This is a genomic window from Pectobacterium atrosepticum, from assembly GCF_000740965.1.
GTDB lineage: Bacteria > Pseudomonadota > Gammaproteobacteria > Enterobacterales > Enterobacteriaceae > Pectobacterium > Pectobacterium atrosepticum.
The window spans coordinates 1,683,281-1,708,079 of sequence record NZ_CP009125.1; the positions used below are offsets into that span (position 1 = coordinate 1,683,281).

The following is a 24,799-nucleotide window of genomic DNA, read 5'->3' on the forward strand; positions in this document are numbered from 1 at the left end:
GAGCGCTACGGGCGTGGCATCGTCGAGCATATAGGTGAGGCGCTCGGCGGGGTAGGACGGGTCGAGAGGGAGATAGGCGGCACCCGCCTTGAGGATGGCGAGCAGGCCAATAATCATCTCGGGGCTGCGTTCGACGCAAATGGCGACGAGGTCGTCGGGTTTGACACCGAGGCTGATGAGATGATGTGCGAGCTGGTTGGCGCGCTGGTTAAGTGTCTGATAGGTGAGCGAGTGTGATTCGTAGACGACGGCGATAGCATTCGGGAAGCGCTGTGCCTGATCTTCGACGCGAGCCTGAATCAGCGCAGGCGTTGGGCATACGGCATCGGCTGGATTAAAGTCAACCAGCACCTGCTGGCGTTCGCTGTCCGACAACATAGGAACGGACCAAAGAGGCTGTGTAACATCGGTGGCAATGGCCGTTAATACGTTCACTACGTAGCCAGCCACGCGTTCAATCGTTTCTCGATCGAAGAGATCGATGGCATATTCCAGTGAGCCAGTCAGACCATTTTCCGTCTCGTTAACCGATAACATCAGGTCAAATTGAGCGCTGTGTTTGGGTTGTTCAATAAAAGAGACGTCCAGATCGGGCAGCATTAATTTCTGTGAAGCTGTGTTATTCAGAGCCAACATCACCTGAAAGATGGGGCTGTAGCTGAGGCTGCGTGCTGGCTGTACCACTTCTACGACCTGATCGAACGGAAGATCCTGATGGGCATAAGCGGAAAGTGATTGTTCTCTAACCTGCGTCAGCAGTGCTTCCAAGGTTTTACATTCATCCAGTTCAATGCGGAGTGCCAGCGTGTTCACAAAGAAGCCTATCAGCCCTTCCAGCTCGTGGCGGGTGCGGTTGGCGATCGGCGTGCCAATAACGATATCATCTTGGCCACTGAGGCGAGACAGCACGAGACTCCATGCGGCAAGTACGGTCATAAACAGCGTGGTTCCCTGCTGATGACCTTGTGTTTTGAGCGCATTAAGAACATCAGCACTGAGACGGAAAGACACGTGGCTGCCCGCATAGCGCTGCACCGCGGGGCGTGGACGGTCAGTTGGCAGTTCTAACAGCGCGGGCGCGCCCTGTAACTGGCTATGCCAAAAATCACGTTGCTCGGCGAGCGTATCTTCTTTGAGCCAGCCGTGTTGCCAGGCGGCATAATCGGCGTACTGAATCGGTAGCGGTGGTAAATGTGCCGCATGGCCGCTGAGTGCGGCGCGATACAGGGCAGAAAATTCACGCACGAAGATCCCCAGAGACCAGCCATCGGAGATGATATGGTGTTGGGTAATGAGCAAAACATGTTCTTCATCGCTCAGCTGCAATAGCTGTCCACGAATTAGCGGGCCTTGCATAAGGTCGAATGGTTCACGCGCTTCACTCTCGGTCAACTCGGCCACCCGTTGGGCTCGCGCCGTCTCGTCAAGGTCGCGCAGGTCGAGGCTGGATAGACAAAAGCGGGTTTCTTCAGGGGCAATCTGTTGAGAGGGTTGACCATCAACCAGCGCAAAGTGTGTGCGAAGGCTTTCATGGCGAGCGATCAGACCATCTAGCGCCGTCGTAAGCGCCGGTTTATCGAGTTTGCCGGTCAGCCGTAGAGCCGCAGGAAGATGATAGGCCTGACTAGCGGCCTGATCGAGCTGACCAATAAACCACAGCCGCTGTTGAGCGAAAGAGAGTGGCAGCGGCATGTTCCGATCGACTTTCTTAATCGATGGGCGCTGTTGGTGTCCACGTTGCTTTAGCTGTTCTTTAACTTTTTTCTCCAGAACGGCGCGTTTTAGCTCTTCAATGCTCATGTTTTCTTTATTCATCGTTCGTATCTCCGTCTAAAATCGCCATTAATTCTTCTGCTGACATTGAGTCGAGATCGTGTGTGAGTGCATCGGTGTCATTTCCCCAGGCTGCGTGTATTTGTGCGGCCAAAATGACCTCCGCCAGCGCGGATAGCTGGGGATGTTGGAAAATGGCAACGATGGGGATATCGGTTAAAAATTCTGCGCGTATACGGGCATTCAATTGAACCGCAAGGAGCGAGTGCCCGCCGAGCTCAAAGAAATGGTCATGACGTCCTACACGCTCCACTCCCAGTAGCGTTTGCCAAATTTGAGCCAGCGCGTGTTCCAGATCACCTTGTGGCGCTTCATAGCCGCGAGTCGCCATCGCCGACTGGTCTGGTGCCGGTAGCGCCTTGCGATCAAGTTTGCCATTTGGTGTGAGCGGGAAGGCGTCCAGTGTGACGAACGCACTCGGGATCATGTACTCAGCCACCCCCTCGCTAAGTCTTTGTCGTAGATCGGCAGGTTCGAGCACCGTATCAGGCTGAGCGAGTAGGTAGGCAACCAGTCGTTTGTCGCCGGGGCTATCTTCACGGGCAATGACCACGGCATCGTGTACTCCGTGACACCGGGCGAGGCGAGTTTCAATTTCGCCCAATTCAATGCGGAAACCGCGTACTTTGACCTGAAAATCGTTACGGCCCAGATACTCAAGGGTACCGTCAGGCAGCCAGCGGCCGAGATCGCCGGTCTTGTACATCCGGGCTTCTGGTGCTCCTGAGAACGGATCGGTAATAAAACGTTCTGCCGTGAGATCGGGGCGACCAAGATAACCGCGCACAACGCCTGCACCGGCGATATGGATTTCGCCCGCGACGCCAAGAGGAACCACGCGCCCCTGCGCGTCCAGAATATAGATTTGGGTGTTGGCGATGGGGTGACCAATATAAGGCGTTGGTGTCGTCAGGCCGTTTAGCGTGGACCAGATCGTGGTTTCTGTCGGACCATACAGATTCCAGAGCGTCGTTACCTTCTGAAGCAGCGCCGTCGCCAGATTCTCAGGCAGAGCTTCCCCTCCACACAGCGCTTTAAAGCCCGGCGGCAGAGCGAAGTCGCGTAACTCCACTAACATACGCCAGGTCGACGGCGTGGCCTGCATGAAGGACACCGCATGGCGTTCGATCAGCATGGCCAACTGTTGTGCATCCGCCGCCTGTGCCTGTGTAGCCAGAATCAGCCGTGCACCGTTCAATAACGGCAGGAAAATTTCTAATATGGAGATGTCAAAAGAAAGTGATGTGACGCCGAGCAAAACATCCTCTTGGGCGATACCTGGTTCCTTACGCATTGAACAGAGGAAATTAACCATGTTGGCATGTTCAACCATGACGCCTTTAGGTTTACCCGTCGAGCCTGAGGTGTAAATCACATAGGCCAGATGGCGTGGCGTGAGCCCCTGTTTCCGGGCGTCAAGCGGGGTATCCGGTTCGTTATCAAACGGACGGGTTTCTCCGTCATCAAGCAGGATCACAGGCAGGCTGCCGTTCATTATCCCGAGATGGGCTGACTGGGAGATCAGTGCGACGGGTTTGGCATCATCAAGCATGTAGCGCAGACGCTCTACGGGATAAGTGGGATCTAATGGCACATAGGCCCCGCCGGCTTTGAGAATACCGAGCAGCCCGACAACCATGTCCAGACCACGCTCGACGCAAATCGCGACCCGCTCATCGGGCCGTACGCCGAACGAAATAAGGTGGTGGGCAAGGCGATTAGCCCGGCGATTAAGCTCGTCATAGCTGAGGGAGGCTTCCCCGAATACCACCGCGATGGCGTCGGGCGTGCAGGCAACCTGTGCTTCAAACAGCTCGTGGATAAGCGCGTGCCGTGGGATATCCGCGTCGGTTGCGTTGAAATCAACCAGCATCTGTTGACGTTCGCTGTCCGGCAGCACCGGTAGGTTCAGTATGGAACGCTGCGGTTCTGTTTCCAGCGCGTCGACCAGACTGCTGATTGCCGTCATCAGATAGTTCAACAGACGATGAGGATCGATGTCTTCCAGCGTCTGCGCAACCAAACTAAATCCTTCGCCCCGGTCGTCAACTGCAAGCGTGAGTGGATAATTGGTTCGTTCCTCTGAGGTCAGCACACGAATGTCGCTCAAGGTATTGTCGGTCGAGCTGGCCTGTGTATGGCGGTAGTTGAGTAAGGTACTGAATAGCGGCATGGGTGGTGCTACGCCGCTGCAGCGTTGAGCCAGCGCCAGCGGTGCTTGCTCATGCTCCAGTAGCGTCATCAAATCGTGTGAGGTGCGCTCAACCACCTCCGCTGCGCCGCGATCCGCAAGAGAAATTCGCAGCGGCAGCGTATTGATAAACATCCCCATAATACGGTCAGCCCCTTCAGCACCAGCAAGGCGGCCGAGCAGAACAGAGCCGAATACCACGTCATCACGACCGCTGGTCTGCGCCAGAACCTGCGCCCAGGCCACATGGAACAACACGCCTGGGCTGACGCCAAGATGACGTGCCTGTTGTCGAATAGCGGATGCCAGTGTGGCATCCAACACCAGACGAGCTTCGTGGATATCCCCGCCGCTACCTTGTACGTTGAGTAACCCAAAAGGTGCGGTCGGTTCATCAACATCAGCTAGCTTGTCGCGGAAATACGCTTCATGTGCTGAGTTCGGTACGCTTAGCGTCTGGGCGATAAAATTGCGGTACGGGAGCGGCGTCGGTAACGCGTCAGCCTGATGCTGCAATAACAAACGGATTTCACCGACGATCAGCGCCAGCGTCATATGATCGCTAATCAGATGATGGAAGCTCAGTGCCAGCAGCCATTCGTTTTGCAGGGGATCGTGAGCGATATCTGCCCTAAACAACGGCGCCTGACTGAGATCGATCCTGCGTGTACGCGGCTCGGTATGAGCCTGCAACTGTGCCAATACATCTTCCGGTGACGTCGGTTCAAAATGGTTGATTGGCAGTATTGCCTGACGCCAGACGACCTGCACCGGCTGGCTTAAATCCTGCCAGCACACGGCGGTGCGCAGAATGTCGTGGCGATCGATAACTTGTTGCAGTGCACTGAGAAACGCATCAAGACGTTCGCGGTGGGTAAAGGCCACCATGCTGCGGAGCAGATAAGTATCGCCCTGTTCTTGCAGGAGATGGTGGAAGAGAATGCCTTCTTGCAACGGTGCGAGCGGATAGATGTCTTGTATATTGCTCGCACCACCAGACACGGTATCGGTTATCCGGTCGATCTCCGGCTGAGTGAGCGTCACCAGCGGCAGCAGGTCGGGCGTGATGGCGGTACTGTCCGCCGGAATGCGGTTAGGTGGCACCACAACGGCCGGTTTATCCTGATGCGCCAGTATCGCCTGTGCCATGTCACTGAGCACCGGTGTGGAGAAAACACCGCGTACATCAAGCGCCAATCCTGCTCGGCGGAGTCGTTCAATCAGGCTGACGATCAGCAGCGAGTGGCCGCCGAGCGCGAAGAAGTGGTCGTGGCGGCCGACGCGCGTCAGACCCAGCAGGTCCTGCCAGACGGCGGCCAGTGCGGTTTCGACCTCACCCTGCGGGGCTTCATAGTCGCGGGTCGCCACGGCGGACTGGTCAGGCGCCGGCAGGGCCTTGCGGTCGAGCTTGCCGTTCGGGGTGAGCGGGAAGGCATCCAGGGTGACAAAGGCGCCGGGCACCATGTATTCGGCCAGATGTTGTCCGAGCTGCTGGCGCAGGTCGGCGGGGTCGGGCGTGACGCCGGGCTGAGGACAGAGGTAGGCGACCAGCCGGGTGTCGCCGGGGCTGTCCTCGCGGGCGACGACCACGGCTTCCTGCACGCCGGGACATTGCATAAGGCGGGCCTCGATTTCCCCCAGCTCGATACGGAAGCCGCGCAGCTTGACCTGGAAGTCATTACGGCCGAGGTATTCGAGGCTGCCATCGGGCAGCCAGCGGGCCAGGTCACCGGTCTTGTAGAGACGGGCACCGGGCTGGTTGATGAACGGGTCGGGAATAAAGCGCTCGGCGGTGAGGTCGGGGCGGTTGAGATAACCGCGGGCGACGCCGACGCCGCCGATATGGAGTTCACCAGCGACACCGAGGGGCACAGGCTGGCCGAGGGTGTCGAGGATATAGAGCTGGGTATTGGCGATGGGGCGGCCAATGGGAACAAAACTGCGGTGGTCGTCAGGCTGACAGGCCCAGAAGGTGACGTCAATGGCGGCTTCGGTAGGGCCATAGAGGTTATGGAGCTGGGCGTTGAAGCGGGCAAAGAAGCGCTGCTGCAACTCGGCAGGCAGGGCTTCGCCGCTGCAGATGACACGACGCAGGGAGTCACAGGCACAGTCTGCATCGGCCCACTGAACGAACTGCTGGAGCATGGAGGGCACGAAGTGCAGGGTGGTGATGCCGGTACGCTCAATGAGCTGCGCGAGGTAGGCCGCATCCTTGTGTCCGTCAGGGCGGGCCATGACGAGGCGTGCACCGTAGAGCAGGGGCCAGAAGAACTCCCAGACGGAGACGTCAAAGCTGAAGGGGGTCTTTTGCAGCACGCGGTCATCGGGGGTGAGGCGATAGGTGTTCTGCATCCAGACGAGGCGGTTGCAGAGTGCGCGGTGGCTGTTCATGACACCCTTGGGCTTGCCGGTGGAGCCGGAGGTGTAGATGACGTAGGCCAGATGGTGGGCATCCAGACCGGGGACGTGAGGGTTGTCCTCACTCAGGTGGCTGAAGTCGGCGGTATCGAGCAGGATGCGCGGGACGTCTCCGGTCAGCAGGGCGCGCTGGTTCGCCTGAGTCAGCAGTGCGACCGGGCTGGCATCGTCGAGCATGTAGGCGAGGCGCTCGGCGGGGTAGCCGGGGTCAAGGGGAACATAGGCGGCGCCGGCCTTGAGAATGGCGAGCAGGCCGATGACCATGTCGAGCGAGCGCTCGACGCAAATGGCGATGCGGTCATCGGGTTTTACGCCGAGGTCGATGAGGTGGTGCGCGAGCTGGTTGGCGCGGCGGTTGAGCGCGTCATAGGTAAGGTGCTGGTCTTCAAAGAGCACAGCGGTGGTATCGGGTGTGCGAGCGGCCTGGTCTTCGACGAGCTGATGGATAAGGGCNTCGTGCGGGAAGTCGGCCTCGGTGGCATTGAAGTCGAGCATGACCTGCCGGCGCTCANTGTCCGGNAGNATGGGCAGGGTGGCGACAGGTTGCGTCACATCGTCGGCCATCGCCATCAGGATATTCTCTACATAACCCACCACGCGAAGGATGGTTTCGCGGTCGAACAGGTCGGTGGCGTAGACCAGCCCACCGTTGAGGCCATTTTCAGTCTCGATAAGCGACAGCGACAGATCAAAGTGGGTGCTATGCTGCGGCCGCTCAACGGCAGAGAGCGTAAGATCGGGCAGCGTCAGGGCCTGTGCTGGGGTGTTGTTCAGCGACAGCATCACCTGGAAAATGGGGCTGTAACTGAGGCTGCGAGCGGGCTGCAGGATCTCTACGACCTGTTCGAACGGCAGGGCCTGATGGGCGTAGGCGTCCAGCGCCCGCTCACGCACCTGATCGAGCAGATCTGCGACGGCGTGGCAGCGGCCCGGCTCGGTGCGCAATGCCAGCGTGTTGACGAAGAAGCCGACCATGCCCTCCAGCTCCTGACGGGGACGGTTGGCAACCGGGGTGCCGATGACGATATCGTCCTGCCCGCTGAGGCGGGACAGCACCACCGACCAGGCGGCCAGCAGCGTCATAAACAGGGTCGTGCCCTGCTGCCGGTTCAGTGCATGAAGGCGACGGAGCTGTCCCGCATCCAGATGGAAGGGAACCTGATCGCCCGCATAGCGCTGTACCGACGGGCGGGGCCGGTCGGTCGGGATCTCCAGCAGGGCCGGTGCCCCCTGCAACTGATCGCGCCAGTAGTCACGCAGGTCGTTAAGTGTTTCCCCCTGCAGCCACTGACGCTGCCAGACGGCGTAGTCGGCGTACTGAACCGGCAGTGGCGGTAAGTTCGCCTCGCTACCCTCCAACGCGGCCTGATACAGGGCTGCCAGCTCACGTGCCAGAATGCCGATGGACCAGCCGTCGGAGATAATGTGGTGCTGGGTCAGCAGCAGCACATGGGTGTTGTCATCCAACTGCAGCAACTGACCGCGGATCAGCGGCCCCTGCGTCAGATCAAAACGCGCCCGCGCTTCCTGTTCGGCCAGTTCTGCCACGCGTGTGGTGCGGGCCGCCTCGTCCAGCTTACGCAGGTCATGGCTGGACAGGCTGAAGCCGAGCGTATCCGGATCAATCTGCTGGGCGGGCTGCCCGTCGATTGAGGTAAAGCGGGTGCGCAGGCTTTCGTGACGGGCGACGAGCCCGTTGAGTGCGGTCGTGAGTGCCGGGCGGTCAAGCCGGCCGGTAAGATGCAGTGCGGCCGGCAGGTGGTAGGCCTGACTGGCGGCCGGATCGAGCTGGGCGAGGAACCACAGCCGCTGCTGGGAAAACGACAGCGGCAGGGGCTGAGTGCGGTCGGCCACGGGCAGGGTGAACGGCGCATCGTGCGCGGTGGCCGTGACGGCGGCGGCCAGATCGCACAGCGTCGGGTGGGCAAACAGTGTCGCCAGTGCGACGTCCATGCCGGCCTTGTTCATGCGGTTCAGCAACTGCACCGCCAGCAGCGAGTGACCGCCGAGGGCAAAGAACTGATCGTGACGACCGACACGATCCAGCCCGAGCAGCTCTTGCCAAAGCGCGGCCAGCGCGGTTTCGATCCCGCCCTGCGGCGCTTCATAGTCGCGGGTGGCAAAGGCAGTCTGATCCGGGGCCGGGAGGGCCTTGCGGTCGAGCTTGCCGTTCGGGGTGAGCGGCAGGGCGTCAAGCGTGACAAAGGCTGACGGGATCATGTAGTCCGCCAGCGAGGCGGCAAGCTGCTGGCGCAGCGCCGCAGGATGCAGCTCAGCATCAGGCCGGGCGCAGAGATAGGCCACCAGACGCGTATCGCCGGGGCTGTCTTCGCGGGCTATCACCACGGCGTCCTGTACCCCCGGACAGCGCAAGAGACGGGACTCGATTTCACCCGCTTCGATACGGAAACCGCGCACCTTAATCTGGAAATCGTTACGGCCCAGATAGTCAATGTTGCCGTCGGGCAGCCAGCGGGCCAGATCGCCGGTCTTGTAGATCCGGGCCGCTGGGTCGGCGGAGAACGGGTCGGGAATAAAGCGTTCGGCGGTGAGGTCGGGACGGTGGAGGTAGCCGCGGGCGACGCCGGCCCCGCCGATATGGAGTTCACCGGTGACGCCAATCGGGACGGGCTGGTCCTGCGCATCCAGAATATAGAGGCGGGTATTGGCGAGCGGTTTGCCGATAGTCGGCAGCGGCTGGGTGCGGTCGACCACACAGGCGGTGGCATCAACGGTACATTCGGTCGGGCCGTACACGTTGATAAAGCGGGTGTCGGACAGCGACTGCAGGCGCGACCAGACGGCGGGCGAAATCGCCTCACCGCCGATGAGTACCTGCGCGGGCTGGTAGGCCGGGTCGCTGCCCAGTCCAGCGTCGAGCAGCCACTGCAACTGCACTGGGGTGCAGTCAAACAGGTCAACGGCGTGGCGGGCGAAATAGCGCCAAAGCTGATGGGCATCGGCGCGGAGGGCGTCGGGAACCAGCACTAGGGTGTGGCCGGACAGCAACTGTATCCAGTTTTTCACCGAGGCATCGAAGACAATGCTGGCGTTGAGGGCAATGCGGCTGGGGTGGTCGAGTGCCAGCAACGTGTGTAACCCAGTGGCGAGGTTAATCACGTTCCGGTGTGCGACCATGACGCCTTTGGGCCTGCCGGTAGAGCCGGAGGTGTAGATGACATAGGCCAGATGGGCGGCGTGCAGCCCCTGAACCACGGGATTGGTGTCCGGGCAGGCTGCGGCGGCAGGCGTATCGAGCAGCACGGTAGGCAGCGTGCTGTTGAGCTGCGCCACTTGCGCGGACTGGGTGAGCAGGGCAACCGGGGCGGCATCGTCGAGTATATAGGCAAGGCGCTCCGCCGGATAGGCGGGATCCATCGGGACGTAGGCGGCCCCGGCTTTGAGGATGCCTAGCAGGCCAACCATCATCTCCAGGCTGCGCTCGACGCAGAGGGCAACGCGGTCATCGGGCTGGACGCCGAGGGCGATGAGGTGGTGCGCCAGCTGATTGGCGCGGCGGTTGAGTTCGCGGTAGGTAAGGTGCTGATCTTCAAACAGCACGGCGATAGCCTCGGGTGTCTGTTCGGCCTGTGCTTCAAACCGTTGCTGAATCAACATCTCACGCGGGAAGTCTGCATCGGTGGCGTTGAAATCAACCAGCACCTGCTGGCGCTCGGATTTCGGTAATATAGGCTGACTTAGCGCTGGCTGCTGCGGTGTTTTCTCCAGCGACGTGACCAGATTCTCGATCGCGGTAAGCATATAGTGAACGATCCGTTCAGGGTCGACGCCCATGACGGTTTTTGCGGTCAGGTTAAAGCCATCGCCCAGATCGTCCACTGACAGCGTGATCGGATAGTTAGTACGCTCTCGCCCACTCAATTGGCGCATACCTTCCCAGAATTGACTGCTGGCATCTTTCTGAGAATGACGATAGTTGAATAGCGTGCTAAACAGCGGAAGAGGAGGAGGAACTTGACTGCACTGCTGAGCCAATGCCAGCGGTGCCTGTTCATGGGCTAATAACATCATCAGCTCATGAGACGTGGCCTGAACAACATCGTGTACGCTGCGTTCACGGAGCGATACGCGTAGCGGCAGCGTGTTGATGAACATCCCCATCACCCGATCGGCCCCCAAGTTCCCCTGCAAGCGCCCCGAAAGCACGGAACCAAAGACCACGTCATCACGACCGCTGGTCAGTGCAAGGACCTGTGCCCAGGCAACATGGAATAGCACACTTGAGCTAATCCCCAGATGGCGTGCCTGACGGCGGAGGGCATCAGCCAGTGAGGAATCGAGTGAAAGACGCGCTTCAGTGATGTCCTCGCCGTTACCTTGTACATCCACGAGATCGAAAGGTGCTGTCGGCGTGTCAATATCCGCCAGTCGGTTGCGGAAATACTGCTCATGTTCAGAAAGCGGGACGCTCAGGATCTGCGCGATAAAGTTGCGATACGGTAGCGGTTTAGGCAGGGCTTCCGGCCTATCCTCCAACAGCAGGCGGATTTCATCGATGATCAACGCCTGTGTTATATGGTCGCTGATCAAATGATGGATGCTCAACGACAATAGCCATTCGCCGCAAACCGGATCATGCGCTGTCGTCGCCGAAAGCAACGGTGCATTGCTGAGATTGAGCCGATGATTACTGGGATCGGTAGCCGCACGTAATTGCGCTGGGACAGTATCTGATGATGTTGTCGTCAGGGTGTTTACCGTCAGCGGCGCCTGCCGCCAAACCACCTGCACGGGTTGATGGAGCCCTTGCCAGCAGATAGCGGTACGCAGAATATCGTGGCGTGCGATAACCTGTTGCAATACATCGAGAAAAGCATCAAGGCGTGTCTGCGAGTCAAAGGCAAGCAGACTGTTTAACAGATAAGTATCGCCTTTCTCCTGTAACTGATAATGGAACAGAATGCCTTCCTGCAAAGGGGCTAGCGGGTAGATATCCTGCACATTGGCTACGCCGTCGGGTACCGTAGCGATAACGGTATCGATCTCTTCCTGAGACAGTGTGACCAGTGGCAACAGCTCAGGCGTAATGGCTGTGGCGTCTATGGCAATATGATTAGGCGGCACGATGAACGTTGATTTATCCTGATTCGCCAGTATTTCCTGTGCCATGTCGCAGAGAATCGGGGTAGAAAAGAGGCTTCGGGCTTCAGGTGTCCAGCCAAGGTTGCGTAGACGTTCAATGAGTCTGACTATTATTAGCGAATGGCCACCGAGTTCGAAGAACTGATCGTGTCGTCCGACGCGATCCAGCCCCAGTAGGTCTTGCCAGATTTGTGCAAGTGCAATCTCCAACTCGCCCTGCGGTGCTTCATAGTCGTGACGAGCGACGGCCGTTTGGCCGGGTGCTGGGAGCGCATTGCGATCGAGTTTACCGTTCGACGTGAGTGGGAAAACATCAAGAACGACAAATGCAGAAGGCACCATATACTCTGCCAGATGCCGACTGAGCTGTTGGCGCAGGTCGGTAGGGTGCAGTTCTGCACCTGGTTGCGGGCAAAGATAGGCGACCAGTCGGGCGTCGCCGGTGCTGTCTTCACGGGCAATCACCACGGCTTCGCCGACGCCGCTGCACTGTATCAAGTGCGTTTCGATTTCACCCAGTTCAATACGGAAACCGCGCAGTTTGATCTGGAAGTCGTTACGGCCCAGATAGTCGATATCACCGTTGGGCAACCAGCGGCCGAGGTCGCCCGTTTTGTAGAGGCGAGCATCAGGAGTATCGGTAAATGGATCGGCAATAAAACGCTCTGCTGTCAGTTCCGGACGATTAAGATAGCCGCGTGCGACACCCGCGCCGCCAATATAGATTTCACCGGCGACACCAAGGGGAACGGGCTGTTTTTGCTCATCCAGAATGTAGATTTGTGTATTGGCAATCGGGCGACCAATCGGCGGTGTTCCATTATGGCTTGCATCGCAGCAAGACAAGGTGGCACAGACGGTAATTTCCGTTGGACCGTAAGCATTAAACACTCGTCGGCCTGATGCCCAGCGCTTAACCTGCGCGGCTGTACAAGCTTCTCCTCCCAGAATCAGGGTCTTCAGCAGAGGTAATTCGGCATCGGATGGTAGGGCACTGGCGGCAATAGGCGGTAATAACGCATGAGTCACCGCTTGCGTTTTCAATGTCGTCAGCAGCGCCTCACCGGGCAATAATGCTTCTCTGGGTGCAAGTACCAAACAACCACCATGAGAAAGGGTCGTCGCAACTTCAAACACACAGGCATCAAAACTGAAAGAAGCAAACTGCAACAGGCGGCTGTCACGGGTGATATTGAAGGCATCAGCCAGCGCATCAACCAAATTACACAAGCTACGATGTTCAACCATGACCCCTTTGGGTTTACCCGTAGAGCCGGAGGTGTAGATCACATAGGCCAGATGATTTGGCGTCAGGCCGAACGCCTGTGGTGTCGGGTTACTGTCTGGTGTCTCGTCAGCGATAGCGGCTGGCAGATTATCGAGTTCGATCACAGGCAGAGGGCTATCCAGTAGCGTGACGAGAGCGGTTTGCGTCAGCAGCGCGACAGGGGCGGCATCCTCCAGCATGTAAGTCAGACGATCGACAGGGTAAGAGGGATCCAGCGGGACATAGGCGGCACCGGCTTTGAGGATGCCGAGCAGACCAACAATCATCTCCAGACCACGCTCGACGCAAATCGCGATCCGATCGTCCGGCTGCACGCCGAGCGTGAGCAGATGATGGGCGAGGCGGTTGGCACGGCGATTGAGTTGATCGTAACTGAGAGTGTGCTTACCGAATATAACCGCAACGGCATCCGGCGTCTGGCTCGCCACGTGTTCGATGCGCTCGTGAATCAGCGCGTGCGGCAGGCTATCCGTATCGGTGGCGTTAAAGCCAATCAGCAATTGTTGACGTTCTGATTCCGGTAGCACAGATAGGCTGCGTATCGGTCGCTGGGGCTCTGTTTCCAATGCGGCAGTCAGGCCGCTGAGCGCCGTGATCAGGTAATTCACCACGCGCTCAGGATCGATACCCTCAATAGCCTGCGCTTCCAGACTGAACGCGTTACCCCGATCGTTGACAGAAAGAATGAGTGGATAATTGGTGCGCTCTTCCGATGTGAGTAAACGCATTCCGCTCCAGGCAAGATCGTCAATATCTTGTGAGCTATGGCGATAGTTGAACAGCGTGCTGAACAACGGCATCGGCGGCGTCACACCGCTACAGCGTTGAGCCAATGCCAGAGAGGCTTGTTCATGTTCCAGTAGCGTCATCAAATTGTGCGAGGTGTGCTCAACCACATCTGCTACGCCGCGATCCGCAAGAGAAATTCGTAGCGGCAGCGTATTGATAAACATCCCCATGATCCGATCGGCATCGGCGGTGCCTGCGAGGCGTCCAAGCAGAACGGAGCCGAATACCACGTCATCACGACCGCTGGTCTGCGCCAGCACCTGCGCCCAGGCTACATGGAATAGCACGCTGGGGCTGACGCCGAAACGGCGAGCCTGACTGCGAATCGCGGATGCTAATACAGTTTCCAGAGGTAAATGTGCTTCGGTGATGCCGTCGCCGTCGCCTTGTACATCTAGCACCCCAAAAGGCGCGGTCGGTGCATCGATATCCGCCAGTCGTTCGCGGAAATAGGCCTCATGTTCTGAGGTCGGTACATTTAAGGTTTGGTAGATAAAATTACGGTACGGGAGCGGCGTCGGCAGAGCGTTCTTTTGTCCCTGTAACAGATGACGGATTTCACCGATGATCAGTGCCAGCGTCATATGGTCACAGACCAGATGGTGGAAACGCAGCGCCAGCAGCCATTCGTTTCGTTTAGGATCGTGGGCGATATCGGCCTGAAACAGGGGAGCCTGATTCAGACTGACGCGATAGGTGCGTGGGTCGGTATGGGCCTGCAACTGTGCCAATACCGCCTCTGGTGAAGCGGGTTCAAAATGACTTATCTGCAGTGAAGCCCTACGCCAAACCACCTGTACCGGCTGGTTTAGTCCCTGCCAGCACACGGCAGTACGCAGAATGTCGTGACGTTCAATAACCTGCTGAAGTGCGGTAAGGAAAGCATCGAGATGTTCACGGGTATCAAAAGCTGCCAGATTTCTTAATAGGTAGGCATCGCCATGTTTTTGCATTTGATGATGGAAAAGAATGCCTTCCTGCAAAGGCGAAAGCGGGTAGATATCCTGTACGTTGGCGGCTCCGCCAGATACGGTATCCACCACCGTATCGATCTCCGGCTGGGTGAGCGTCACCAGCGGCAGCAGGTCGGGCGTGATGGTAGTACTGTCCGCCGGAATGCGGTTAGGCGGCACCACAAGGGCCGGTTTATCCTGATGCGTCAGTATCGCCTGTGCCATGTCACTGAGCACCGGTGTGGAGAAAACACCGCGTACATCAAGCGCCAATCCTGCTCGGCGAAGTTGTTCAATCAGGCTGACGATCATCAGCGAGTGGCCGCCGAGCGCGAAGAAGTGGTCGTGGCGGCCGACGCGCGTCAGTCCCAGTAGGTCCTGCCAGACGGCAGCCAGCGCGGTTTCGACCTCACCCTGCGGGGCTTCATAGTCGCGGGTCGCCACGGCGGATTGGTCGGGGGCCGGCAGGGCCTTGCGGTCGAGCTTGCCGTTGGGGGTGAGCGGGAAGGCATCCAGGGTGACAAAGGCGCCGGGCACCATGTATTCGGCCAGATGCAGGCTCAACTGCTGGCGCAGGTCGGCGGGGTCGGGCGTGATGCCGGGCTGCGGACAGAGGTAGGCGACCAGCCGGGTGTCACCGGGGCTGTCCTCGCGGGCGACAACCACGGCTTCCTGCACGCCGGGACAGTGCATAAGGCGGGCCTCGATTTCCCCCAGCTCGATACGGAAGCCGCGCAGCTTGACCTGGAAGTCATTACGGCCGAGGTATTCGAGGCTGCCGTCGGGCAGCCAGCGGGCCAGGTCACCGGTCTTGTAGAGTCTGGCTCCGGGCTGGTTGCTGAACGGGTCGGGAATAAAGCGCTCGGCGGTGAGGTCGGGGCGGTTGAGATAACCGCGGGCGACGCCGACGCCGCCGATATGGAGTTCACCGGCGACACCGAGGGGCACAGGTTGGCCGAGGGTGTCGAGGATATAGAGCTGGGTATTGGCGATGGGGCGGCCAATGGGAACAAAGCTGCGGTGGTCGTCCGGCTGACAGGCCCAGAAGGTGACGTCAATGGCGGCTTCGGTAGGGCCATAGAGGTTATGGAGCTGGGCGTTGAAGCGGGCAAAGAAGCGCTGCTGCAACTCGGCAGGCAGGGCTTCGCCGCTGCAGATAACGCGGCGCAGGGAGTCACAGGCACAGTCTGCATCGGCCCACTGAACGAACTGCTGAAGCATGGAGGGCACGAAGTGCAGGGTGGTGATGCCGGTACGCTCAATGAGCTGCGCGAGGTAGGCCGCATCCTTGTGTCCGTCAGGGCGGGCCATGACGAGGCGTGCACCGTAGAGCAGGGGCCAGAAGAACTCCCAGACGGAGACGTCAAAGCTGAAGGGGGTCTTTTGCAGCACGCGGTCATCGGGGGTGAGGCGATAGGTGTTCTGCATCCAGACGAGGCGGTTGCAGAGCCCGCGGTGNCTGTTCATGACGCCCTTGGGCTTGCCGGTGGAGCCGGAGGTGTAGATGACGTAGGCCAGATGGTGGGCATCCAGACCGGCGACATGGGGGTTGTCCTCACTCAGGTGGCTGAAGTCGGCGGTATCGAGCAGGATGCGCGGAATGTCTCCGGTCAGCAGGGCGCGCTGGTTCGCCTGAGTCAGCAGCGCCACNGGGCTGGCATCGTCAAGCATGTAGGCGAGNCGNTCGGCAGGGTAGCCGGGGTCAAGGGGAACATAGGCGGCGCCGGCCTTGAGAATGGCGAGCAGGCCGATGACCATGTCGAGCGAGCGCTCGACGCAAATGGCGATGCGGTCATCGGGTTGTACGCCGAGGTCGATGAGGTGATGCGCGAGCTGGTTGGCGCGGCGGTTGAGCGCGTCATAGGTAAGGTGCTGGTCTTCAAAGAGCACGGCGGTGGTATCGGGGGTANGAGCGGCCTGGTCTTCGACGAGCTGATGGATAAGGGCATCGTGCGGGAAGTCGGCCTCGGTGGCATTGAAGTCGAGCATGACCTGCCGGCGTTCACTGTCCGGCAGCATGGGCAGGGTGGCGACAGGCTGTGTCACATCGTCGGTCATCGCCATCAAAACATTTCGCAAATAGCCTCTGAGACGCACAATCGTTTCGTGATCAAACAGGTCGGTGGAATAGATCAGCCCGCCTTCGAGACCGTTTTCTGTTTCTGTCAGGGAGAGCGTCATATCAAAGTGGGTACTACGCTGTGGACGCTCAACGGCAGAGATCTCAAGTCCAGGTAGTGTAAAATCCTGCATAGGGGTGTTGTTCAGCGACAGCATCACCTGAAAAATAGGGCTGTAACTGAGACTGCGAGCGGGTTGTAGTGTTTCTACCACTTGTTCGAAAGGCAGATCCTGATAAGTGTAAGCTGCAATCGCCCGTTCACGGATTTGAGCAAAGAGATCGCCGACAGTCTGGCACTGGCTGGGAGTAATTCGCAGAGCTAGCGTATTGACAAAAAAGCCTATCAGCCCTTCCGTTTCGCTGTGTTTACGGTTAGCGAGTGGTGTACCAACGACGATATCCCCCTGCCCGCTGAGACGAGAGAGCACCACACTCCAGACGGCCAGAAGCGTCATAAACAGGGTTGTCCCTTGCTGGCGACATAATGATTTCAACGCTGCCAGTTCTTCTGGATCGAGACTGACGGGAAGAATGTTGCCTTCATAGCGTTGTACCGACGGGCGGGGCCGGTCGGTCGGGATCTCCAGCAGGGCCGGTGCCCCCTGTAGCTGGTTACGCCAGAAATCACGCAGGTCGTTGAGCGTCTCGCCCTGCAACCACTGACGCTGCCAGACGGTATAATCGGCGTACTGAACCGGCAATGGCGGTAAGTTCGCCTCGCTACCCTCCAACGCAGCCTGATACAGGGCTGCCAGCTCGCGTGCCAGAATGCCGATAGACCAGCCGTCGGAAACGATGTGATGCATAGTGAGCAGCATCACATGTATCTCATCGCCCAGTTGCAGCAACTGGCCGCGGATTAGCGGACCTTCTGCCAAATTGAAGGGGGCACGCGACTCCTGAGCGGCCAGTTCAGACACGCGCTGCGCACGAGCCTTATCGTTCAATGTGCGCAGATCGAGACAGGATAGGCTGAAGCCAATTGTGGCTGGGTCAATTTTCTGGCAGGGCTGCCCGTCGATTGAGGTAACGCGGGTGCGCAGGCTTTCGTGACGCGCGACCAGCCCGTCAAGCGCGGTGATGAAAGCTTTCCTATCGAACCGTCCAATAAGGCGTAGCGCGGCGGGCAGGTTATAGGCTCGACTGGCTGTTGGTTCGAGCTGGATAAGGAACCATAGCCGCTGCTGAGAAAACGAGAGCGGTAGCGGCTGGCTGCGATCGGCAAGCGGGATGGCCGTGACCGCAATCGTTGATGTATTGGTAAGCTCTTGTGCGAGATCGCTGAGCACGGGGTTGGCGAAAATTTTCTGTACCTGAAGGTCCAGACCCAGCATTTGACGTACACGAGTGACACATTGTACGGCGAGTATCGAATGACCGCCGAGTTCGAAAAAGTGGTCATGACGACCGACACGCTCCAGCCCCAGTAGATTCTGCCATATCTCTGTTAATGCCATTTCCAGCTCACCGACAGGGGCTTCGTATCCACGGCTGACAATAGCGGATTGCTCAGGCACCGGTAGAGCTTTACGGTCGAGCTTGCCGTTCGGCGTGAGCGGGAAAGCGTCAAGGGTGACAAAGGCACTGGGCACCATGTACTCGGCCAGATGGAGAGCAAGCGCCTTGCGTAATACGGAAGGAATGAGCTCGCTTCCGGGCTGTGCAATGAGGTAAGCCACCAGACGGATATCTCCCGGACTGTCTTCGCGGGCAATAACCAGTGCTTCCCGTACGCCGGGATACGCCATCAGACGAGCCTCTATTTCACCCGGCTCAATGCGAAAGCCGCGTACTTTAATCTGGAAATCGTTGCGGCCGAGATATTCGATATTACCGTCTGGCAACCAGCGTCCGAGGTCACCGGTCTTGTAGATCTGGGCGTTTTCCGAGTCAGAGAACGGGTCGGCAATAAAGCGCTCGGCGGTGAGGTCTGGGCGATTGAGGTAGCCGCGTGCAACACCAGCCCCGCCGATGTAGATCTCACCAGCCACCCCGACCGGCGCGGGCTGGCCTTTCGCATCGAGAATATAAATGCACGTATTGGCAATGGGTCGGCCAATAGGAACGTTATCTGTGAGCGAGTTGGGTGTGCAGGCATCAAAGGTGATACAACCGACGACGGTTTCGGTCGGCCCGTATTCGTTGATGATACGGGAACCGGAAGAAAGCGTCTGCCAGAGTGCGACGGTGGCAGAGGACAGTGCTTCGCCGCCGACGACAAAGAGCAGGTCCGGGCAGACCCGGTGAGTAGACTGTAGTTCCTGACCGAGAGCGGCAAGGTGAGTGGGGGTGATTTTAATCAACGTGCCGGGTTGCGTTGCGAGCAGGGCGGGCAGTAATTCGGTCAGTTCCTGTCCGTCGTGAATGAGTTGAATTTTACCGCCGCATAACAGGGGTAGGTAGAGGCTCGTGACGGTAGCATCGAAGGCGACAGGGGAGGATACGATACTGTCGAGGCTGTTCGATGTGACGTAATATTCACGCGCCCACTGGATATAATTGCTGAGTCCACGGTGTTCGACCATAACGCCTTTAGGTTTACCGGTAGAGCCGGAGGTGTAGATGATATAGGCGAGATGGGCAGCGTTCAGCCCCTGAATCACGGGATTGGTATCCGGGCAAGCGTCGAACGGGGCGGCATTATCCAGCACAATTGTCGGTGACGTGTGGCTAAAAGACTCAATCAGGGATGAATGGGTCAAAAGCGCGACCGGGTCTGCATCGTCGAGCATATAAGCGAGGCGTTCGGCCGGATAGGATGGGTCCAGTGGCACATAGGCGGCACCGGCCTTCAGAATCCCCAGCAACCCGACCACCATGTCTGGGCTACGTTCGAGACAAATCGCGACGCGGTCATCGGGTTTTACGCCGAACGAAAGCAAATGGTGTGCCAGCCGGTTGGCCCGGCGATTGAGTTCGTCATAAGTGACGTGCTGTTCTTCGAACACGATGGCGGTGGCATCAGGCGTCTGTTCCACCTGTGTCTCAAAGAGTGAGTGAATCAGGGAATTGTCGGGGAAGTCGATAGCGGTAGCGTTGAAATCGACCAGCAGTTTCTGACGTTCTTCAGCAGGTAAAATCGATATGCTGAGGATCGGGGTCTGTGGATCGGATTTTAGTGCCTCAACCAGACCGTGTAAGGCCGTTTCCAGATACCGGGCGATACGCGCTGGATCAACGCTTGCGATGGTCTGAGAAAGTATCTCAATGCTGTCGCCTTGATCGTCCACAGAGAAATTAAATGGATAGGTGGTGCGTCGGCTTTCAGCCAACAGCGTCATCCCTTCCCATGTTGTCGCTGCCGTATTTGCCTGAGTTCGGCGATAATTCAGAAGTGTGCTGAAAAGCGGCATGGGAGGCGCAACGCTGCTACAACGTTGTGCTAGCGCCAGAGGTGCTTGCTCATGTTCCAGCAGGGACAAAAGCTCGTTGTTAGTGCTATTTACAATGTCGAGTACGCTGCGATCGTTAAGGGGAATACGTAGCGGTAACGTATTGACGAACATCCCCATTACACGATCGGCACCCGTGAAACCTTGCAGGCGTCCCAACAATACCGAGCCAAAGATAACATCGCTACTGTCACTGATTTGTGCCAAGACCTGTGCCCAAGCGACATGGAACAAGACGCCTGGGCTGACACTAAGTTGACGGGCGTGGTGGTGAATAGCGTCTACTAGGTTGTGATCCAGAGAGAGCGTTGCTTCAGCCATCTCTCCGTCATAGTCCTGAACCTCTGCCAGACCAAAGGGGATCGTAGGGGTATCGACATCGGCCAGACGAGAACGGAAGTATTGTTCGTGAACGGCGTTGGGAATGCTAAGCACATGAGCGATAAAGTTACGATAAGGCTGGGGGGGCGAAAGTTCATCCGTTTTCCCCCAGAGCATAAGCCGGACTTCCGCGATGATCAGGTCAAGAGTCATGTGGTCACTGACGAGATGATGGACTCTCAATGCCATCAGCCATTCGCTGCGTGACGGATCGTAGACGATATCAGCAGCCAGCAGCGGTGCCTTATTCAGATCGAGACTGAGTGTCTGAGGGGAAATATAGGCCTGCAATTGAGCGGTAATATCCTCTGAAGATGCTGGCTCGAAGGTGTTCACCGGCAGCGGCGCGTGACGCCAGACTACCTGTACTGGCTGGCTCAGACCTTGCCAGCAGATAGCGGTGCGAAGGATATCGTGGCGGTCGATAACCTTCTGTAAGGTGTTCAGAAAGATATCAAGACGTTCTCGGGTATCGAAGGCAACTAATAGGTCTAACTGGTAAACATCGCCCGTTTGCTGATACAAGCGGTGGAAAAAAATGCCTTCCTGTAACGGAGCAAGGGGGTAGATATCTTGTACATTGGTGACCCCACCCGGCACTGTGCTAGTGATGGTGTCTATTTCAAATTGCGAAAGCGCGATCAGAGGTAACTGATCCGGCGTAATGGTGGTGCAATCCTGATGTATAAGGTTAGGAGGAATGACCAGAGCGGTATCATCTTGATGGTTCTGTATCGCGCGAGCCATTTCATACAGCACAGGGGCTGAGAAGGCGCTGCGGACGTCGAGGGTTTTTCCTTGATTACGCAACTGTTCAATCAGACTGACGACCATCAGCGATTGACCACCGAGTTCAAAGAAATGGTCATAGCGACTAACGTGATCTATGCCCAACAATGTTTGCCAAATAGAGGCCAGCATTGTTTCCATTTCCCCCTGTGGAGCCTCGTAGTGACGCGTGACCATAGCCGATTTATCGGGCTCGGGCAGCGCCTTACGGTCGAGTTTACCGTTGGGTGTGAGCGGGAACGCATCCAATGCGACAAACGCGCTGGGGATCATGTATTCAGCCAAACGTTGTGAAAGCTGTAAACGCAGGTCTGCCGGGGTAGGTTGAGTATCCGGCTGTGCCTGAAAATAGGCCACCAGACGTTTATCACCGGGTATATCTTCGCGAAGGATGACGACGGCTTCCTGAATCCCTGGATATTGTATTAGGAGCGTTTCAATTTCACCGAGTTCAAGACGGAAGCCACGCAGTTTGACTTGAAAATCATTACGTCCCAGATAGGTAATACTGCCGTCGTGGCGCCAGTATCCAAGATCGCCGGTCTTGTAGAGTCTAGCCTCCTGTTCATCGACAAAGGGATTAGTAATAAAGCGCTCGGCGGTGAGGTCTGGGCGATTGAGATAGCCGCGTGCCACGCCAGCTCCACCAATGTAGATCTCTCCGGTTACACCGATAGGTACGGGCTGACCCTGCGTACCCAGGATATAGACTTCTGTATTGGTGAGAGGACGGCCGATAGTGGGAGCCGATTGTGAGGAATCGATAGGGCATGCGGTGGCGTCGACGGTACATTCTGTCGGCCCATATACGTTGATAAATCGGGTATCGGTAAGCTGCTGTAAACGGGACCAGATACCCTGTGAAATGGCATCTCCACCAATTAGAACCTGCGCAGGTTGATAGTCAGGGTCGGTGCCGAGGCCAGCGTCCAGTAACCATTGCAGTTGGACTGGCGTGCAGTCAAACAGATCTATGGCATGGTGGGAAAAATAGTGCCAGAGCTGTCGTGCATCGGTGCGGATTGCGTCGGGGACGATCACCAGCGTGTGACCTGACAGTATTTGAATCCAGTTTTGCACCGAGGCATCGAACACAATGCTGGCATTGAGGGCAATGCGGTTAGAGTGTTCGAATGCGAGTAGCGTTTTCAGACCGCTAGCGAGGTTGAGTACGTTTCTGTGCGTGACCATCACCCCTTTGGGCTTACCCGTGGAGCCGGAGGTATAAATTACATAGGCCAAATGTGTTGACGTCACACCCAGCGCCTGAGCGTCAGGATTCGATGTGGCGTAAGCGTCAAAGCTATCCGTATCAAGCATGATCGCCGGAATATCTGCGGTCTGTATTGCTATTTGGTTCGCCTGAGTCAGCAACGCTACGGGTTTGGCATCATCGATCATGTAGGCTAGTCGCTCAGCTGGATAAGTCGGATCGAGCGGTACATAAGCGGCACCCGATTTCAGTATCCCCATCAGGCCAACGACCATTTCCAGACTGCGTTCGACGCACAGCGCTACCCGGTCGTCTGGCTTAATGCCCAAAGTAAGCAGGCGGTGCGCTAGCTGGTTCGCACGACGGTTGAGTTCCGCATAGCTGAGCGATTGCTCTTCAAAGATAACTGCGGTTGCATCAGGCGTTAGTTCGACTTGTTGCTCGAAACGCTCATGTATCAAGGTGTGTTGCGGGAAGTCGGCATCGGTGGCGTTGAAATCCACGACGACTTGTTGGCGTTCTGTTGGCGGCAGGATAGGCGCATGCTCAACCGTCATATCCAACGAGGTAATGGCTGCATCAACCAGCGTAGCCAGACGTGACTGGATGGCCATCACGTCTTCACGGCTCAGGTAGCGAGTATCAAAATTGAATTCTACTGTGACGGGGTGATTTTTATTTTCAAAATCATATTGATAAATACTGATGGCGAGAGGGAACTGTGTCGCCCGATGTGGTGTCTGGAAGGTCGTATTCGTCCCTTCCATATGTACGTTAAACTCAAACCATTCAAGCGATAACGTAATATCAAAAAGCTGTGCGCGACCCGTTTTTTGTCTGATTCGTGTGTGCTGGTTAATTTCTGTGATGGGTAAGCGCTGATGTTTATAACAGCGGCGCAGCTCGGCCGCTACGTTCCGCATAATATCAAGGAAAGAATCTTCTTTCTTAATGCTCACGCCGATAGGAATGACGGACGAAAACATTCCTATTGTATTCTTTTGTTTTGCATTTCTACGATTATGAATCGGAATGCCAATAACAATGTCTTCTGTTTCTGTCGTCCGGGAAAAATAACAGGCCAGAATGGCGTACATAAAATGAAGAACCGAGAGCCCATGTTCCGCCGCAATATTTTCAATTTTATGAAAATATTCATTTTTTAATTGCCAAAGATGAGGAGGAGGAAGCTCGTTCGTCAGTTCCTTGTTTTGGCTTGAGGGAGGAATCAATGCTGGCGGTAGCGTTTTATAACGATCCAACCAGAATTTCAGGTCAGACTGATAATGCCTGGAATCAAGATAAATTAAATCCTCAGAGATGTAATCGAGGTAGGAAGGAGCGACTTCGCCAGCATTATCATCGCTGTTTTTCAATTGGTTGTAGGTAGCGACAAGCTCATTGACCAGTAATTTTAGACTCCATCCATCGGCTATCAGATGATGACAGCAGAATTGCCAATAGCGGTGTGTATCGCTAACCCTCAACAGCTCGGAAGCCCATAGCTTTCCACGGAGATCAAATGGACGCATAAATGTGGCGTGGATGTGCTGCTGTGCGCGCTCCTCAGCATCATCATAGTGCGAAAAATCGTACACGTTTATCGATGAGGGGGATGCATCCGTCAGGGCCTGTAAGGGGAGACCGTGAGTGTGGATTAACTGTAAATGTAATGCATCATGGCGAGCGACAAGTCTCTCAAAAGCTTGGTTAAAAAGCGTTTCATCCAGATGTTCATCGATACGGAGTCGTGTGCCAATGTTGTAATTAGGTGATTCAGGATTGAGTGTCTGATCGAGCCAGACAACTTGCTGAGTGGAACTGAGAGGTAACTTGTTAGAGTCGGAGGAATGATCGCTGTTTAAGATGGATTGGTTTTCCAGAGGATTGTTTTGAATAGATGACATTGAGGTGCTCCAATTCTGATTCACATAGGCTGTGTTTTTAGCTAAGTTCGCATTCCTACTAAATTTTTATAACTTAATTTGCCTGCTATTAATTAAAATAATTAATATTTTATTTTTGAGCATAGCTCGACTAAGAGAAGTAATTTCACTCATTATTTTGTGTTTATATCATTAATTACGTAGGTTTTTATCTGTTTAAAATAAAATGTAACAGGGTGTTTTTCCGAAGGTTTGGGTTAAATATAGACGTGGATTTTAGTTTATCAATTAAAAATACTAATTAATTGTTGGAGGGGAAAAGTAATACGTAGAATATGAACTGTCACGATAGATGCCATGACTTGCCTAAGATATAGAGAATCATGTGAGTCGGAGATATTAGGGCGTTTACCAAGGGGTTTGGGACTGCGGATTTTTGCG

Annotated in this window: 2 protein-coding genes (1 of these 2 only partly in view); both read right to left on the reverse strand. The window is 56.6% G+C overall.

The window, feature by feature from the left end; all coding sequences use genetic code 11:
* Positions 1 to 1,815, reverse strand: partial view of a non-ribosomal peptide synthetase gene (locus tag GZ59_RS07355; RefSeq protein ID WP_051918062.1) — the 5' end (the start) only. It extends 19,332 nt beyond the left edge of the window; only the first 1,815 of its 21,147 coding nucleotides appear in the window; the start codon lies at positions 1,813 to 1,815; the stop codon falls past the left edge of the window.
* A complete protein-coding gene (locus GZ59_RS07360; RefSeq protein WP_039290966.1) occupies positions 1,808 to 24,379 on the reverse strand; it encodes a non-ribosomal peptide synthetase in 22,572 nt (7,523 codons plus the stop codon). Before GZ59_RS07360 ends, GZ59_RS07355 begins: the two co-directional genes overlap by 8 nt.
* Positions 24,380 to 24,799 lie beyond the last annotated feature (420 nt).